The sequence below is a fragment of the Cytobacillus sp. BC1816 genome (assembly GCF_051353635.1).
GTDB classification, from domain to species: domain Bacteria; phylum Bacillota; class Bacilli; order Bacillales; family Cytobacillaceae; genus Cytobacillus; species Cytobacillus oceanisediminis_C.
Genome location: NZ_CP195611.1, coordinates 2482372 through 2498742, shown reverse-complemented (window position 1 = coordinate 2498742; position 16371 = coordinate 2482372). Strand labels below are relative to the sequence as shown.

The 16371-nt window shown below is 42.3% G+C and carries 15 protein-coding genes and 1 riboswitch; of the genes, 7 read left to right on the top strand and 8 right to left on the bottom strand.

Features of this window, described 5'->3' with window-relative positions; all coding sequences use genetic code 11:
* Nucleotides 1–35: 35 nt before the first annotated feature.
* The gene (locus tag ACR42H_RS12825; RefSeq protein WP_113880954.1) at nt 36–236 is read right to left on the bottom strand and encodes a hypothetical protein; all 201 of its coding nucleotides are present in this window, start codon (nt 234–236) and stop codon (nt 36–38) included.
* Between the two features lie 160 nt (nt 237–396).
* Here ACR42H_RS12825 and ACR42H_RS12820 point away from each other — a divergent pair, with 160 nt between their 5' ends.
* Complete coding sequence (locus ACR42H_RS12820; protein WP_436376585.1) at nt 397–969, top strand: hypothetical protein; 573 nt, start codon at nt 397–399, stop codon at nt 967–969.
* Nucleotides 970–1002: 33 nt separating this feature from the next.
* On the opposite strand, the gene ACR42H_RS12815 is transcribed toward ACR42H_RS12820, so the two are convergent.
* Complete coding sequence (locus tag ACR42H_RS12815) at nt 1003–1311, bottom strand: hypothetical protein (RefSeq protein WP_436376583.1); 309 nt, start codon at nt 1309–1311, stop codon at nt 1003–1005.
* 155 nt (nt 1312–1466) lie between these two features.
* Here ACR42H_RS12815 and ACR42H_RS12810 point away from each other — a divergent pair, with 155 nt between their 5' ends.
* From ACR42H_RS12810 to ACR42H_RS12800, 3 genes are read left to right on the top strand one after another with little or no spacing between them, the layout of a single operon-like run.
* Entirely contained in the window at nt 1467–1991 is a 525-nt protein-coding gene (locus tag ACR42H_RS12810) for a hypothetical protein (RefSeq protein ID WP_436376581.1), read from the top strand.
* The gene (locus ACR42H_RS12805) at nt 1991–2131 is read left to right on the top strand and encodes a hypothetical protein (RefSeq protein WP_436376579.1); all 141 of its coding nucleotides are present in this window, start codon (nt 1991–1993) and stop codon (nt 2129–2131) included. The genes ACR42H_RS12810 and ACR42H_RS12805 overlap by 1 nt, the downstream gene beginning before the upstream one ends.
* Before the next feature lie 25 nt (nt 2132–2156).
* Nucleotides 2157–2492 (top strand): DUF3889 domain-containing protein, encoded by a 336-nt coding sequence (locus tag ACR42H_RS12800; protein ID WP_436376577.1) that lies wholly within the window; start codon nt 2157–2159, stop codon nt 2490–2492.
* A gap of 49 nt (nt 2493–2541) precedes the next feature.
* On the opposite strand, the gene ACR42H_RS12795 is transcribed toward ACR42H_RS12800, so the two are convergent.
* From ACR42H_RS12795 to ACR42H_RS12770, 6 genes are all read right to left on the bottom strand, one after another.
* A complete protein-coding gene (locus ACR42H_RS12795) occupies nt 2542–3096 on the bottom strand; it encodes an HAD hydrolase-like protein (protein ID WP_436376575.1) in 555 nt (184 codons plus the stop codon).
* An 89-nt stretch (nt 3097–3185) separates the two neighbouring features.
* Nucleotides 3186–6632 carry a methionine synthase gene (metH, locus tag ACR42H_RS12790; protein WP_436376574.1) on the bottom strand — a complete coding sequence of 1149 codons (3447 nt, stop codon included), beginning with the start codon at nt 6630–6632 and terminating at the stop codon, nt 3186–3188.
* Nucleotides 6625–8475 carry a bifunctional homocysteine S-methyltransferase/methylenetetrahydrofolate reductase gene (locus ACR42H_RS12785; RefSeq protein ID WP_436376572.1) on the bottom strand — a complete coding sequence of 617 codons (1851 nt, stop codon included), beginning with the start codon at nt 8473–8475 and terminating at the stop codon, nt 6625–6627. The genes metH and ACR42H_RS12785 overlap by 8 nt, the downstream gene beginning before the upstream one ends.
* Before the next feature lie 4 nt (nt 8476–8479).
* On the bottom strand, nt 8480–9664 hold the full coding sequence (gene metC / locus ACR42H_RS12780; RefSeq protein ID WP_113880946.1) for a cystathionine beta-lyase: 1185 nt from the start codon (nt 9662–9664) through the stop codon (nt 8480–8482).
* The gene (locus tag ACR42H_RS12775) at nt 9661–10773 is read right to left on the bottom strand and encodes a methionine biosynthesis PLP-dependent protein (RefSeq protein ID WP_436376570.1); all 1113 of its coding nucleotides are present in this window, start codon (nt 10771–10773) and stop codon (nt 9661–9663) included. The genes metC and ACR42H_RS12775 overlap by 4 nt, the downstream gene beginning before the upstream one ends.
* 75 nt (nt 10774–10848) lie before the next feature.
* Nucleotides 10849–10964, bottom strand: a riboswitch (SAM riboswitch).
* A 199-nt stretch (nt 10965–11163) separates the two neighbouring features.
* Entirely contained in the window at nt 11164–11343 is a 180-nt protein-coding gene (locus ACR42H_RS12770; RefSeq protein ID WP_113880944.1) for an H-type small acid-soluble spore protein, read from the bottom strand.
* 164 nt (nt 11344–11507) lie between these two features.
* Between ACR42H_RS12770 and ACR42H_RS12765 the strand changes: the two genes are divergently transcribed.
* From ACR42H_RS12765 to odhB, 3 genes are all read left to right on the top strand, one after another.
* Complete coding sequence (locus ACR42H_RS12765) at nt 11508–11747, top strand: hypothetical protein (protein ID WP_113880943.1); 240 nt, start codon at nt 11508–11510, stop codon at nt 11745–11747.
* A 335-nt stretch (nt 11748–12082) separates the two neighbouring features.
* Entirely contained in the window at nt 12083–14920 is a 2838-nt protein-coding gene (sucA, locus tag ACR42H_RS12760; protein WP_113880942.1) for a 2-oxoglutarate dehydrogenase E1 component, read from the top strand.
* Between the two features lie 158 nt (nt 14921–15078).
* Nucleotides 15079–16332 carry a 2-oxoglutarate dehydrogenase complex dihydrolipoyllysine-residue succinyltransferase gene (gene odhB, locus ACR42H_RS12755; RefSeq protein ID WP_113880941.1) on the top strand — a complete coding sequence of 418 codons (1254 nt, stop codon included), beginning with the start codon at nt 15079–15081 and terminating at the stop codon, nt 16330–16332.
* The last annotated feature ends 39 nt before the right edge of the window (nt 16333–16371 follow it).

Sequence of the window (16371 nt, the reverse complement as noted above, 5' to 3'; positions counted from 1 at the left end):
GCAAACCGGCAGGCAAAAGGCCTGCCGGTTTCATTTTATTCCTCAAAATATTCCCTAAATTCTTCTGTATCCGTTTCGGCTTTATTCTTAAAGTAAGGATTATCTTCAGTCGAATTTTCTGGATCTAGATTTGTCTTTATCACAAGTGTTGGCCCCGAAGTATGCCCGGCAATCATCCGATCATTCAGTTCTTCGAAATCCGGCAGCTTTTTGCTTCCTGGTTTTATTGGATCCACGGCTGCACCTCCCAATCAATAGCGTGCAATGAGCAGGCGGATTTTATTCACTCATATTCCTTGATAACTAAATAATGTTTGCACAGGAGGAAAAAAGGATATTAGGGAAGAAAACATTCTTTGGTATTTACATCACCCTGTTTTGATGGAGGAAGAAACAATGAGTATTTTCGAGAATATTTTGGATATCCTGGAGAAAAAGGGAGCTATATCAATTCCTTCCTTGCTTGACGAAATGAATAGACTAAGCAACTTTCAGAATTCCAACCAGAAACCGCTTGAATTATCACATGTAAAATCTGTCATCAGCAGAAAAAGAGAAATTTTCCATATAAAAAATAATATTGTCACGATTGACCCTGATAAAGACCCCATCCTATTGAGTGTCAGCCTCGGCGGTTATCCCGGGCCGTGGTACAAAATTGAAGTAGATTTTATCAATGGACGATTTGTCTATTTTGAATGGCATTTAAGTTCATTCTCACCTCGAAATGCTCTCCCTGCAGCATCAGGCAGCATTGAGGAATTTAAGAAGGAATTATATAGGCTTAAATTTTGGAAGTGGCAAAAGGAATACCAAAACCCAGGAATCATACTAGATAGTGTGACATGGTCCATAAAGCTGATTACAAAGGAGAATATATTTGAGAGTCAGGGCATACAGGCATTCCCTAAGGGCTGGGAAAAGTTTTGCAAGGCACTTTCAAAGCTGACAGGAAAATATATCTGCTGAAAAGCTGCTGCTAAGGAACTAGCTGCAGCTTTCTTAGTGTTCTGAAATTATCTTAAGGACAAAACTCTTATCCTCCTCATCAATGAAAAGGCAATATTCTTCTTTCTCCGTTATGTCAAGAAGAAGCTGAAGTTCTTTTGGAATATGAATAGAACCATTTTCAGATACAAGTCTTTTATTATGGGTTGATTCCAAATCGGCCTTCTCAATAATAATTTGATCCTGGTCGAAGCGAAGATCAGCCAGTTTTCCCGGCAAAAGCCCAAATTGGCTGCGCCACTTGCCTGGGAGCAGGATTTTACCAGTTTTATTGAAATTTTTGCATTTATACATTGTTAACATACTGATCAGCTCCTTCTATGCTTGTTAATCTATTACACATATTGGAATGTTCAAAACACATATTTAAAAGGAAAGTTAAAAATGTCTGCCCTTCATGCGGAAAGAGTGAATAAATTTCCTATAAATACAAAACCTTTAAAAAAAGGTGGGGTAAGATGAAAAAGAAGCTATATTTGGTGCTTATAATTCTCCTTTCCTGGCTGACCGTTCCGTTCATAGGCAAAAGGGATTTTAAACGTTTTTATCCAGCAGCCATTTTTATGTGCCTTTATGTTTTGATAGAAGGATTTATCGCTGAAAAAAACAAATGGTGGACTATTAAGGAAAGACTTCTTCCAAAGCTCAGTGGTGAATTGCCAATGATATTAGGGCCGTTTTTTGCGGGATCTATATGGATATTAAAATTAACTTATGGCAGGCCCTTGCTGTATATCCTTTTGAATACAGTTGTTGACGCCTTTTTCGCCTACCCTTTTTATAATTGGTTCAAAAAGATCGGGATTTGGAAGCTTCTCCGTTTTTCACAGCTGAAGCTATTTATGCTGTTCTTGATGAAATCCATATTTATGTATGTTTTTCATATGGCATTTGTGGATAAAAAAATGTTATCGGCGGCAGTTGGCGGATTAAGAAATTACTTTAATATATCCCGAATGAATAAGAGAGAGGAGAGAGGATAATGGAAAAAAAGGACACGTCCTGTACAGATGATAAAGATATTCTTCATCATCTAATGGAAGAACAAATTGCTTATATCTGTGTAGAGGAGGAAGAAGAAAGGATGAAGGAAGAAAGCATGGATAACGGGAATAACGATTAAGATTTTTTACTGAAAGAGGTATAAAATGAAAAAAATAATTATCAGCCTTATGGTTTTGTTCGCTTTATCAGAATACATTCCCATTCGGGCATTGTACGTAGAAGCGCATACTGAAAGACCAGAGCCAGCCTATGCTAAATGGGGAAGACTTGCAATGGAAACAGCAAAAAAGAAATACCCAAAAGCTAAAATTCTTGACTACTTGCATATCGGCAGAGAAAAAAGACAAACGACAGACATCGAAAAGTTCAAGCTATGGATAGAGGATGAGGGCAAGGAATTCGGTTTATACATTGATATTGAATTTGATTCAAAAACTGACAGAGTAATCAGGATCAATACGCGAAGATCAGTTAATTAACTTGATCGGAATAAACCAGGGACTTTATCAAATTGAAGTCCCTGGTTCCTTATTTCTCAAATTCAAATTTTGAATAACAATCAATCGTGAAATCTGCATAGGGGTTAGGGTTGCGGAATGAACAGGTGCTGATGCCGATCTGTCTGGCAGGCATTAAATCTGTATCCTGGTCGCCAATGGCCAAATCAATATGATAGCGCCGATGAAGATATTCATAGGATTCGGGATCCGGCTTTAAGGAGAAACCATCAAATTCAGGACAGATAACTTCTTCAAAATAGGAAGTGAGTTTCCAATACTCGAGCAGCTCCTCAGTAGATTGCCGATTCCGATGGGTTACCAGCACGTTTAAATTATTTTGTTCTAATATTTGTCTGACATATGGAAATAATGGCTTCTCATCATGCTTAAAAGTTGCTTCCATTTGACGAAAATCAGCAATTTTTTCCGGAGAAACATTAAATTTCTGATATGCTGTCCCGTTTTTAAGAGGCATAAGAACTTCACGAGGATTCAGCTCTTTGCCGGATATGCGAATAAAAGCCTGAACCAATGTGGGCCATGTATCTAGAATAGTGCCATCTAAATCCCAGAGAACATTCATAAAAATCTCCCCTCCTTGGAATATAACCATTGTAAAGGTTTTAAAAGGGGAAAGGCAAATACCCGGCAAATTATTTGCCGGGTATTATACTATCTTAATACATTAAAATATCTTGCTTCGGGATGGGCAAAGACCATTGCAGATACAGAGGCTTCCGGTTCCATCATGCATTCTTCTGTTAGCTTAATACCAATATCCTCAGGCTGTATAAGCCTAAATAGCTTTTTCTGGTCCTCCAGATCAGGGCACGCAGGATATCCATAAGAAAAGCGCTGTCCCTGGTACTTCGCCGCAAAACGGTCTTTCATAGTCATTTCAACTGGATCAGGGAATCCCCAGCGATCCCGTATCTGACGATGGATCAGCTCGGCAAGCCCTTCAGCTGTCTCCAAAGCCAGCGACTGCAGGGCATGACTTTCCAGGAATCTGCCTGCGGCTTTTAAACGGTCTGCTATACCGCGTATACCCTTCCCGGCTGTTACAGTAAAGAAGGCAGCATAATCCATTTGACCGCTTTCTTTTGATTTAAGGAAGTCTGCCAGACATAGGAATGGCTCCGTTTCCTGGCGCGGGAACTCAAACGTTTCAATGACCGTTTTTTCATCTTCATCATAGATATACACCTTATCGCCATCTGACTGGGCAGGGAAGAATTGATAAACTGCTTTTGGTTCAATCCAGTTTTTCTCTTTTGCTTCAGCAATCAGTTCATCCACCATTGTGTTAATCTTTATCGCTTTTTCATCTTTTTCTGCAAGCAGCTTTTGCAGGTTTCCTTTTAAGCCAAGGTGATGGCCAATCAGCATTTGCTTATTAATATACGGCTCGACATGTGAGAGGGAATATGTTTTCAGCAAATGCCGCTTTAAGTCTTTTGGAACAAAAACTGGCACTTTAGTGCTGACTGTTGGTTTAGGCTTTACTGCAACTGCAACCGATCCGCGGTCAAAAGGGACTGCATTCAGCACGGCTGCCTGTTTTTCTGCCTGCTGAATCCTCAGTTTCTCAGCTTCTTCGGGCTCCTGAAGCTGATTGGCTAGAGCTAGTCCATTCATGGCATCCTTGGCATATAGTACAAGTCCATCATATTCCTTTGAGATCTTAGTATCTGTAAACTTTCTTGACAGAGCAGCGCCGCCTACTAATATCGGAATATCGATTCCTGCCTGTTTCATGTCATGCGCCGTAATGACCATCTGCTGTGCGGATTTAACAAGCAGACCTGAAAGGCCGACCATATCCGGATCCTCACGCCTGATTTTTTCAATCAGTTCAGCAGGGGAGACCTTGATTCCCAGGTCTATCACTTCATATCCATTATTGCTTAAAATAATATCCACAAGGTTTTTCCCTATATCATGGACATCCCCCTTAACGGTTGCAAGGATGATTTTCCCCTTGGATGAAGATTGTGCAGCATCTTTTTCCATATAAGGTTCCAGGTATGCAACAGATGCTTTCATAACCTCCGCACTTTGAAGGACTTCTGCAACAATCAGCTGGTTATCATTGAACAATCTTCCTACTTCTTTCATTCCATTCATTAATGGTCCATTAATGATGTCAAGCGGAGCAGGGTAAGCTTGCAGGGCCAGATCAAGATCAGGCAGCAGCCCTTCTTTTGTTCCCTCCAGAATATAATAGGCGAGGCGTTCCTCAAGGGTCATATCCGGGAGAACACTTTTGCTTTCTTTCTTCTTATCCCGGTAAAAATCAGTGAAAATGGCAAGTGATTCATCAGTAGTTTCGAAAAGGAGCTTTTCAGCCATTAAAACCTCTTCCTTTGAAATGGAGGCAAATCTTTCAAGTTTTTCCGTATTCACTATCGCATAGTCGAGTCCTGCTTGAGTACAGTGATACAGGAATACTGAATTTAATATCTCCCTGCCGACAGGAGGGAGGCCAAATGAAACATTACTGATTCCTAATATGGTTTGAACCTCCGGGAAAGCCTCTTTAATAAGTCTTATCCCATCTACCGTTGCCTTTGCAGACCCGATGTATTGCTCATCCCCTGTGCCGACGGGGAAGACGAGGGGGTCAAAAATAAGATCCTCAGGTGGAATTTGATACTTATTTACAAGTAAATCATACGAACGCTTTGCAATTTCAAGTTTTCTTTCCGCCGCAACACCCATTCCGACTTCATCAATTGTACCTACTACCACAGCTGCACCATATCGATGGATCAGTGGAGCAATAGCTTCGAATCTTTCTTCGCCATCCTCCAGATTAATGGAATTTATGATGGCTTTACCCTGTGAATAAGTGAGGGCCTTCTCGATAACCGTTTCGTCAGTTGAATCAATGACCAGCGGAACCTTAATTTTTTTTACTAACTCCTTGATAAAATTTTCAACATCCTGCATTTCTTCACGGTCAGGATCTGCAAGGCAAATATCAATAACGTGGGCTCCGCCTTTTACCTGTGCCCGGCCTATTTCAGCAGCTTCCTCGAACTTTCCTTCAGCAATCAGCCTTTTAAACTTGCGAGAGCCAATTACATTTGTACGCTCGCCGACCATAATAGGCCTTAATGTCGGGTCATCATAAATCAGAGGTTCAATTCCAGAAACTTTATGGAGTGAATTCCCCTCATAATTCCTGGGTTTATATTCTTTAACCGACTCAGCAATCGCCTGGATATGTTCAGGGGTGGTTCCGCAGCAGCCGCCTACGATATTCAGCCAGCCTTCCTTGGCAAAGCCCTCAAGCTTGCTCGCCAGTGATTCCGGAGTTTCATGGTACTGTCCTTCCTCATCAGGCAATCCTGCATTGGGATAGCAGCTGACTGCAGTAGATGCCAATCCTGACAAAGAACGGATATGGTCCTGCATGAATTCGGGCCCTGTCGCACAGTTGAGTCCGACTGCCAGTGGTTTCATGTGTTCCAGCGAAATATAAAATGCTTCAATCGATTGGCCTGCCAGAGTCGTGCCCATCGGTTCAATCGTTCCCGAAACGATGAGCGGAAGTTTAATTCCCGTCTTTTTTGATGCATTTTCAATGCCGATAAAACCAGCCTTCACATTCAGCATGTCCTGGCTGGTTTCCAGGAGGAGAAGATCGGCTCCACCGTCAATTAACCCTCTGGCTTGTTCTTCATAAGCCTCTATCATTTCTTCAAATGTAGACCCGCCTGTTACACTCAGCGTCTTCGTCGTAGGTCCCATGGCACCAGCCACATACCTCGGCCATTCAGGAGTTGAAATGCGGTCTGCAGCTTCTCTGGCAATTTCAACAGCAATTTTATTTAGATCATAAGCTTTTTCTTCCAGGTCGTAATCTGCCAGAACAATGCTGGTTGCGCCAAAAGTATTGGTTTCAATAATATCTGCGCCGGCTTTTAAATATTCAAGGTGAATATGTTCTATCACCGAAGGAGCTGTTATATTTAAATTCTCGTTGCAGCCTTCATATTCTTCACCGCCAAAGTCATCCGCGGTAAGATTGGCCCTCTGCAGCATGGTGCCCATTGCTCCATCCATGATCAGGATTTTCTTTTTTAGCTGCTCCTGCAGTGATGGTTTATGCATGTTGTTTCCTCCTTGAAAGCCGCTCGGTTGTCTCACGGGCATAGTTTGATAGTTCAACAGTCATTTCATAGCGCATAAATGGAGTGATGAGGTAAATGCCATTAAACAGCTCTGCCGCGGCATCGATCAGCGACTTGGCAATGGCTATGCCTTCAGCTCCAGCCTGTGCAGGATCATCCTTTAATGAAGCCATACGGTTTCTAATGCTGTCCGAAATTTTGATTCCAGGAACTTCATTATGCAGAAACTCAGCATTCCGGCTTCCGGTAAGAGGCATTAGGCCTATATAAACAGGTGCTTTTAAATCTTTCACAGCCTCATGAACTTCCAGCAGCTTCTCTTCAGAAAAAACAGGCTGCGAGATGAAATAATCCGCACCATGTTCAATTTTCTTTTCAAGCCGTCCAACAGCTTTTTCCAATGAGCGGACATTGGGGTTAAAAGCGCCTGCAACTGAAAAGGCAGCTTTCTGGCCGAGATCTTTCCCTGAAAAAGATAACCCTTCATTTAACTGCTTGATCATACTGATCAATTCAAATGATGAGACATCATATACAGAAGATGCTCCTGGAAAATCACCGACACGTGCAGGATCACCTGTTACGGCTAGAATATCATTTAATCCAAGTGCGTGCAGACCCATTAAATGGGATTGCAGTCCAATTATATTCCTATCCCTGCAGGTCACATGAACAAGCGGGCGCAATCCAGTCTGCTGCTTGACGAGATAGCCAAGCGCAGAGTTGCAAACCCGGGGGGAAGCAAGGGAGTTATCTGCAAGTGTAATCGAATCTATTCCGGCTTCCTTCAATGCTTTTGCACCTTCAAAAAAGCGTGAAGTATCAAGCTTCCTTGGGGGATCCAATTCAACAATGACGGAAGGCCTTTCCCTGACAATATCATGAAGGGGAGGGAGCTCTCTTGATGATGACGGCTTTTCGGAAACAATGACTTTATTGATTGCCCTTGTCTCTTTTTCCTCGATTGGCGCAAGCCCTTTTAATTCGTCAGAAAACGCCTTAATATGGTCAGGTGTTGTTCCACAGCAGCCTCCAAGCAGGCGGACACCCTGATTTCGGAATTCAATCGCTGACTGCCGGAAATATTCTGCATCTCCTTCATAATGAAATTTGCCGTCCGTATAGGCTGGAATACTGGCGTTCGGATAAGCAGATAGATAGGCATGCTTTGGCAAAGGTACACTTTCCAGAGTTTTCAGCATATGATGCGGACCAAGCCTGCAGTTGAGTCCCACAACATCCGCACCAATTCCTTCAAGCTTTGTTAAAGCATCACCGATAGAGGTCTGGTTCTGAAGAACTCCTGCTTCCTGAAGAGACACCTGTGCGATAATCGGCAAATCAGTTTCCTTTCTGGCTATGGCAAGGACCGTCTCAAGTTCTTCCAGATCATAATAGGTTTCAAGCAAAATACCATCTACATTCTCAAGCAGCAGGCAATATAGCTGCTCTCTGAAGCTTCTTTTTATTTCTTCAAGTGTAATCATGTTGGGCTTGAATCCTCTAATCCCGCCGATTGTACCAGCAACATATGCGCGGCCCTTGGCAGCTTTTTTGGCAATCCTTGCTGCAGCACTGTTAATCTCCTTAACGGAGTCCTCCAGTCCATAACGCTGCAGCTTCAGATAATTCGCCGCATACGTATTTGTTTGGATTAATTCAGCCCCTGCGCCTATGTAAGCTTCATGGATGTGCTGGATCTGTTCAGATTGTGATAGATTTAATTCCTCAAAACAGCTGTCGGTACCATAGGAGTACAGAAGAGTTCCCATCGCGCCATCTGCTATGATGATTTCATTCTTTAATTTTTTTAGGAAACTCAAAAGATCACCCCCGCTGTAAAATCGAATGTTTTGTTTGTCCGGCAGCAGATAAAGCTGCCTTGAAATCTTCTATAATATCATCTGCGCTCTCCAGGCCAACAGATAGACGAAGAAGACTGTCCGTTATTCCGCGCTGATCCCGTTCGGATGCAGGCATGGCTGCATGTGACATTTTTGCAGGGTAGGAGAGGATGGATTCAACAGCTCCCAGACTTACGGCAAAAACAGGTATTTTGGCATTCTCAACAAATGTTCTCATCGATAGCTCATCTTCAAGCTCAAAAGATAGGACAGCACCTGCGTTCACAGCCTGCTTTTTCTGGATTTCATATCCGGGATGATCTGCAAAACCTGGATAATGCACCTTCTTAACAGATGGGTGATCATTAAGAAAGCCGGCAATTTTCTCAGCTGATTTGACAGACTGATCAAGCCTTACCTGCAGCGTTTTAATGCCTCTCAGCACAAGCCAGGCATCCTGAACACCCAGAACAGCTCCAAAGGAATTCTGGAGAAAAGCAAGCCTTGCACCCAATTCCGGATCTTTCACAACCGCCAGGCCAGCAACGACGTCGCTGTGTCCGGATAAAAATTTGGTTGCACTGTGCAGCACTATATCTGCACCTAACGAGAGCGGTTTTTGAAGGGCAGGGGTCAGGAATGTATTATCCACAAATGTCAGGGCTCCATGCTGTCTTGCAAGTGAACTGATGGCCTGTATATCAGTCACTTTCAGCAGCGGGTTGGAAGGAGTCTCTACATAGAAAACTTTCGTGCTGGGACGAATTGCTTCTTTTACTTCCTCAAGATTTGTCATATCAACAAATGTGTGCTCAATTCCAAAACGGGACAGGACTTCTGTTGTCATACGATAGGTTCCGCCATATACGTCTTCTGTAATGACAACATGATCTCCCTGTGATAAGAGGAGGAATGCTGTAGAAATCGCAGCCATTCCAGAAGAAAAGGCAAACCCTCTAATACCTTCTTCAAGCTCCGCTATGACTTCTTCAAGTGCTTCCCTTGTTGGATTCAGGCTGCGGCTGTAATCATATTTTCCGAACGCATCAATATCTTTTTGATGAAAAGTGGAGGCATGCTGGATCGGTACACTGACAGCTCCTGTTTCCGGGTCGAATTTTTGATTATTGTGAAGTAATTTGGTTTGGAATGTGTAATTCGAACTCATCGTACTGCCTCCTTAACAACCCTTGCAAAAGCATGTTCAAGATCCGCCTTCAAATCTTCTGCACTTTCTATTCCAACCGAGAAACGCAGAAGCCTATTACAGACACCGGTTTCAATGCGGATTTCTTCAGGAATGTCGGCATGTGTCTGGGTTGCTGGATAAGTTATGAAACTCTCGACTCCGCCAAGGCTTTCTGCAAAGGAGATAAGGGAGAGGCTCTGCAGAAATGGGTTCACCCAGGATTCATCCTTGATTCGGAAAGATATCATGCCTCCTTTGCCGGGATATAGGACATCCGTTACTGCATCGTGGCCCGATAAAAATTCTGCTAATACCTTCGCATTTTCTCCATGCCGTTCCATGCGGAGAGAGAGTGTCTTCATCCCTCTGATCAGCAGCCATGAATCAAAAGGGCTAAGGACAGCACCTGCGGCATTGTGGTTCATAGCCAGTGCATCACATAACTCTTTGCCTTTTGCAGCAATTAATCCGGCAAGGACATCATTATGTCCGCCAAGATACTTTGTTGCACTATGGATGACAATATCAGCTCCAAGCTTTAACGGCTGCTGAAGGAGAGGGGTATAAAACGTGTTATCAACGATAAGGAGGATATTATGCTTTTGGGCAATGTCTGCTATCAATTGAATGTCAGTCTGTTCCATCAGCGGATTAGTTGGTGTCTCCAGAAATATTGCCTTGGTCTTTTCCGTGATTAAAATTTCAACATCTTCGGGATTGCTGGTATTTACATATTTGCACTGAAGTCCCCACTTCTTGAAGCCCTGTTCAAGCAGACGATATGTACCGCCATATAAATCCTTGGATACAATCCATTCATCTCCGGATTTAAAAAGAGAAAGTATGGTAAGAATTGCGGCCATTCCAGAACTGCATGCATAGCCTTGGTCGCCTTCTTCCAGATCGGCGATCGCCTTTTCAAGCAGCTGGCGGGTGGGGTTGCCTGTTCTGCTATAGTCAAATCCAGTTGACTGCCCAATACCTTCATGGCGATATGCCGTGGAAAAATATACAGGCGGATTGACAGCACCTGTTGCTGACTCGCTCCTGTTTCCGATTTGCGCTAATCTTGTGTCAATATTATACATGCTTGTAACCACTCCTTAGTAAAAATAAAAAAAGCCTTCTATAAGAAGAAGACTTTTTAATGTGATCAGCCATTCTTCTTATCTTTCAAGTTTTTAGAAACTTGCAGGAATTAGCACCTTTTCAATCAAAAAAATGATTGCTGGTTGCTGAGGCGTCATCGGGCCTTACCCTCGACCTCTCTGGATAAGAAATCAAATATTAAATTTTCTCTAAACTTTACTACAGTAAACCGTTAATCGTCAACACTTTTTTGAATATTTTATGTTATAAAAAATATCCGATAAGGTGTTTTCAGTCCTTTTAACCTAAGTGTCCGTTTTCAATGGGGAATGAGGAAGATTATGAACAAAAAAACTTCCCATCACATACTGGGAAGTTTTTAAGGGTATTCATTCTTCAATCAATTCGTTAACCGGCACATCCATTTCTTTTTCAGAATCTGCTTTTGTGTAAATACGTGCTGTCTTAGTCTGTTCATCTACATGCTGAATGATGATCTGGATGCCATTGAAAGTAACACTGTGCATTTCAGCAGACTCGGCAATCTCTTTTGCTCTGCCAATATTCATGGAAAAACCTCCTGATTTTGAATAATTTTAATGTGTCTTAAATATACACTAATTATTCTTTTGAAAAAAACCTGGCATAAAATGTTAGAAGTGGATCACTTCAAAGTTCAGAATATTTGTTTTATAATGAAGGCAAATGAAATTTTTCTTGGAGGGAAGCTAATATGCGTGAACATAGCCACTGCCGCCACCGGTTTTCGGAATCCGAAGGACCAGCAGTATTCCAGACCATGGATGGCATTGAAGTAAATGTTTCTGGTTCCATGTTCGAAAAATGTACAACTTGCGGCCATTTTGATTTTCCTGTGGAAACGAGAGAAGCAATTGAATCTTCCCTAAAAGAAAACAGAAAAAATTCGAATGCAGCGAAACAAATCTATATTAACTTAGTTGAGACTTTTTAAAGCCGAACAGCATTTCGGCTTTTTATTTTTGCCTCTTCTAAAAACCACCCAGTTATTTCTTATTTATAATTGTTTAACATTTAACAAAACATTTTATTAGAATAAGTAATTACTAAAAAAATTTTTTTAATAGTTTTCCACTATATTCATGTTTTTATCTTTGTACAACTAGATTTTCCGTGTTAGAATAACTGTGGAAACGTTTTATCCTCTGAAAAATATTATTATTCGTAAAAATAAAACGTTAATGCATCTTATAGACGGGTATTGTATTTTCAGGGGAGAAAAATGCATTTGAATTATTTACTTAAAAACAGTTATGGAGGTAATTTTCCATGAAAAAGCCATCGAATGGTGAGGGACCTTTTGAACAAGGATTTCATGGCCCCAACCTTGGCTACGTTATTGAACTATATGAAAGATACTTAGAGGATCCATCTTCTATCGATCCTGAAATGAAAGACTACTTTGAAAGAAATGGTTCCCCTCTAGCGAGTGAAGGAACTCCGCAAATGGCTTCATCAGCAAATCAGCCAATGAATGCCGGACAGCTTGAAAAAACACTTGCTGCAATTCGCCTTGCTGATAATATCCGCACATATGGCCACTTGGCTGCAGATATTTATCCGCTGGGTAACCATAAATCTGAAAGTGCATTATTCGAACTGAGCAAATATGGCTTATCTGAAAATGATTTAAAAGAGATTCCTGCCGGTGTGATTACTAAAGACGCCACGTATCCTTTACGCAACGGACTCGAAGCAATTGAATTCCTGAAAAGCGCTTATATGGGACCAATTGCGTTTGAATTCCAGCATATATTTGATGAAAACGAAAAAGACTGGCTTCGCCGTAAAATAGGGGCCAACAGCCACAAACTGTCAATGCAGAAGGCGGAAAAACTGAAAGTTTTAAGAAGACTGACTGAAGTTGAGGAATTTGAAAAGTTCCTTCATAAAACATTCGTTGGACAGAAAAGATTCTCAATTGAGGGTCTAGATACAATGGTTCCATTACTGGATGAAATTGTTTCTGAATCCGTTTCTGATGGTGCCAAAACGATTAACATCGGAATGGCCCACCGCGGAAGGTTAAATGTTCTCGCTCATGTGCTAGGAAAGCCGTATGAAATGATCTTCGCGGAATTCCAGCATGCTCCAAATAAAGAACTGGTTCCTTCCGAAGGATCTATCGGAATCAATTACGGATGGACAGGCGACGTTAAATATCACCTAGGCCTTGATAAACAGATCAAAGATGAGAATACGACCATAGCCAGACTGACATTAGCTAACAATCCGAGCCATCTTGAATTTGTAGGTTCACTGGTTGAGGGCTACACAAGAGCTTCACAGGATAATAGAACAAAGGCCGGATATCCTGAAGTGGATCCAAAAGCTGCTTTAGCCATTATCATTCATGGAGACGCAGCATTCCCAGGACAGGGAATTGTAGCAGAAACACTGAACCTCGGACAGCTGACTGGCTATAATACGGGCGGATCGATCCATATCATCGCCAATAATACAATTGGCTTCACAACAGAATCACATGATTCACGTTCTACCAGATATGCAAGTGATCTTGCCAAAGGTTATGAAATGCCAATTCTGCATGTTAATGCAGATGAACCTGAAGCAGTAGTTGCAGCGGCAAGAATTGCGTGTGAATATCGTGCAAAATTCCAAAAGGATATCCTTATCGACTTAATCGGATACCGCAGATTTGGGCACAACGAGATGGACGAGCCTATGACGACTAATCCACTTATGTATAATATTATTCGCAAGCGTCCAACCGTGAAAGCGCTGTATGCTGATAAGCTTTTAAATGAAAAGATCATTTCAAAAGAGGAAGCAGAAGGCATTCACCATGATGTACTGGAAAAAATGAAGGCTGCCTATGAAAAAGTGCCAAAAGAAAAGAAAGAGGCGGAGTTAACCGATCCCCCTGAAACAGTTGAAAAGGGTCTGCCAAATATTAAAACAGCTGTGTCTGTCGATAAATTAAAGCAAATTAACGAAGAATTATTAAAATGGCCAGAGAATTTCAACGTGTTTGATAAACTCGGCAAAATCTTGCAGCGCAGATTGGAAGCGCTTGAAGGAGACGGCAAGATTGATTGGGGACTTGCCGAAACACTTGCTTTTGCAACCATTTTATCTGATGGCACCCCTGTCAGACTGACTGGCCAGGATTCTGAGAGAGGTACATTTGCACAAAGAAACGTTGTTCTGCACGATCATACAACTGGAAAAGCGTATTCACCTTTGCACAAGCTTTCAACAGCCAAAGCATCTTTCGATGTCCATAACAGCCCATTATCTGAGGCTGCTGTAGTAGGCTTTGAATATGGATATAATGTATTCGCTCCGGAAACGCTTGTTCTATGGGAAGCTCAGTATGGTGATTTTGCCAATGCGGCACAGGTAATGTTTGACCAGTTTATTGCTGCTGGCCGTGCGAAATGGGGCCAAAAATCAGGTCTTGTCATGCTTCTTCCACATGGCTATGAAGGACAGGGACCTGAACATTCAAGTGCCCGCCTGGAAAGATTCCTGACTCTTGCGGCAGAAAACAACTGGACAGTAGCCAATCTATCTTCTTCAGCACAGTACTTCCATATCTTAAGAAGACAGGCTGCCATCCTCGGAAAAGAGGAAGTTCGCCCGTTAGTGATCATGTCACCTAAGAGTCTGCTGCGCAATCCAAATGTCGCTTCAAATGGACGGGAATTGAGCGAAGGAGAATTCAAGTCTGTTATTGAACAGCCTGGTTTAGGCCAAAATCACAAAAAAGTGAAACGCATAATTCTTGGAACAGGTAAGATCACAATTGATTTATCCGAAAACCTGAAAAACTACCAGGATCAGGATTGGTTCCATATTTTACGAGTGGAAGAAATCTATCCGTTCCCAATGAATCAAATTAAAGAAATTTTAACCCGCTATCCTAATGTAGAAGAAATCGTCTGGATTCAGGAAGAACCAAAAAATATGGGTGCATGGAATTTCGTTGAACCTAGACTGAAAGAAATCGCAGGAAGCGATATCGATGTCAGCTACATTGGAAGAAGACGCCGTTCAAGCCCTGCTGAAGGTGACCCGACTGTTCATAAGAAAGAACAAGCACGGATAATAGATGAGACCCTATCGCAGTCTCACGGGCAGTAAGCCTCGCGCATTAAGACTCAGATAGATGAATTGAAACAGAATTAGCGGGAGTCAAACTCCCCGTAGAGGCCCGATTGGTGCAACTAACAATCAGCAGGAAAAATCCCCCGCTGATTGAAGTTTCACTTTAACACGCAAGCAAGAAGGAGGAAATTAAGGTGGCAGAAATCAAAGTTCCAGAATTGGCGGAATCCATTACAGAAGGTACGGTAGCACAGTGGCTAAAACAGCCTGGTGACACAGTAAATAAAGGTGATTATGTAGTAGAACTTGAAACAGATAAAGTAAATGTTGAAATCATTTCTGAACATAGCGGTGTTTTACAGGAAATTAAAGCACAGGAAGGCGACACGGTTAATGTAGGTGAAACCATTGCTATCGTTAATGAAAGCGGACAAGCTGCACCTGCTCCGGAAAAAACGGAAGAAAAACCTGAGGCTCCTAAAGCTGAACAGCCTAATACAGAGGCTCAGCCCGAACAGCCAGCGGCTGATGAAAAGACTGGCGGACAGCGTCCGATCGCTTCTCCGGCAGCACGCAAGCTGGCAAGAGAAAAAGGGATTGACCTAAGCCAGGTGCCGACAGCTGATCCACTGGGCAGAATCAGAACCCAGGATGTTGAATCCTTCAATCCAAATCAGGCAAAACAGCAAGCTCAGACACCAAAACCGGCAGCAGCTTCTAAACCTGCTGAACAGCCAGCCGGCGGAAAAGAAGTCGAACGAATCAAAATGTCACGCCGCCGCCAGACCATTGCAAACCGCCTTGTAGAAGTTCAGCAAACAGCTGCGATGCTGACAACATTCAATGAAGTGGACATGACAAATGTGATGAACCTTCGTAAGAACCGCAAAGATAAATTCTTTGAAGAAAATGATGTTAAGCTTGGCTTCATGTCATTTTTCACAAAAGCGGTAGTAGCAGCCCTTAAGAAAAACCCTTATTTAAATGCGGAAATTCAAGGTAATGAAATTGTTCTTAAAAAATTCTATGACATTGGTATTGCCGTGTCAGCTCCAGAAGGTCTTGTCGTTCCGGTTGTACGTGATGCAGACCGCAAAAACTTTGCTGAAATCGAAAAGGATATCATGGACCTTGCGGTTAAGGCCAGAGACAACAAACTTGCCTTATCAGATCTTCAGGGTGGAAGCTTCACTATCACAAATGGCGGTGTATTTGGCTCCATGATGTCTACGCCAATCCTGAACGGACCACAGGTTGGTATTCTTGGAATGCATTCTATCCAATTGCGTCCGGTTGCAATTGATGCTGAAAAAATGGAAAACCGCCCAATGATGTATATCGCACTTTCCTATGACCACCGAATTGTTGACGGTAAAGAAGCTGTCACATTCCTGAAACGCGTCAAGGAACTGATCGAGGATCCTGAAAGCCTGCTTTTTGAAGCATAATAAAATTAGAAACCAGAGCGGAATTCGCTCTGGTTTTAT

Bases quoted from the DNA above. Each gene is read 5' to 3' on its own strand.
- ACR42H_RS12820 (WP_436376585.1), top strand. From the start codon at position 397: ATGAGTATTTTCGAGAATATTTTGGATATCCTGGAGAAAAAGGGAGCT.
- ACR42H_RS12815 (WP_436376583.1), bottom strand. From the start codon at position 1,311: ATGTTAACAATGTATAAATGCAAAAATTTCAATAAAACTGGTAAAATC.
- ACR42H_RS12810 (WP_436376581.1), top strand. From the start codon at position 1,467: ATGAAAAAGAAGCTATATTTGGTGCTTATAATTCTCCTTTCCTGGCTG.
- ACR42H_RS12805 (WP_436376579.1), top strand. From the start codon at position 1,991: ATGGAAAAAAAGGACACGTCCTGTACAGATGATAAAGATATTCTTCAT.
- ACR42H_RS12800 (WP_436376577.1), top strand. From the start codon at position 2,157: ATGAAAAAAATAATTATCAGCCTTATGGTTTTGTTCGCTTTATCAGAA.
- ACR42H_RS12795 (WP_436376575.1), bottom strand. From the start codon at position 3,096: ATGAATGTTCTCTGGGATTTAGATGGCACTATTCTAGATACATGGCCC.
- metH (WP_436376574.1), bottom strand. From the start codon at position 6,632: ATGCATAAACCATCACTGCAGGAGCAGCTAAAAAAGAAAATCCTGATC.
- metC (WP_113880946.1), bottom strand. From the start codon at position 9,664: ATGAGTTCGAATTACACATTCCAAACCAAATTACTTCACAATAATCAA.
- ACR42H_RS12775 (WP_436376570.1), bottom strand. From the start codon at position 10,773: ATGTATAATATTGACACAAGATTAGCGCAAATCGGAAACAGGAGCGAG.
- ACR42H_RS12770 (WP_113880944.1), bottom strand. From the start codon at position 11,343: ATGAATATTGGCAGAGCAAAAGAGATTGCCGAGTCTGCTGAAATGCAC.
- ACR42H_RS12765 (WP_113880943.1), top strand. From the start codon at position 11,508: ATGCGTGAACATAGCCACTGCCGCCACCGGTTTTCGGAATCCGAAGGA.
- sucA (WP_113880942.1), top strand. From the start codon at position 12,083: ATGAAAAAGCCATCGAATGGTGAGGGACCTTTTGAACAAGGATTTCAT.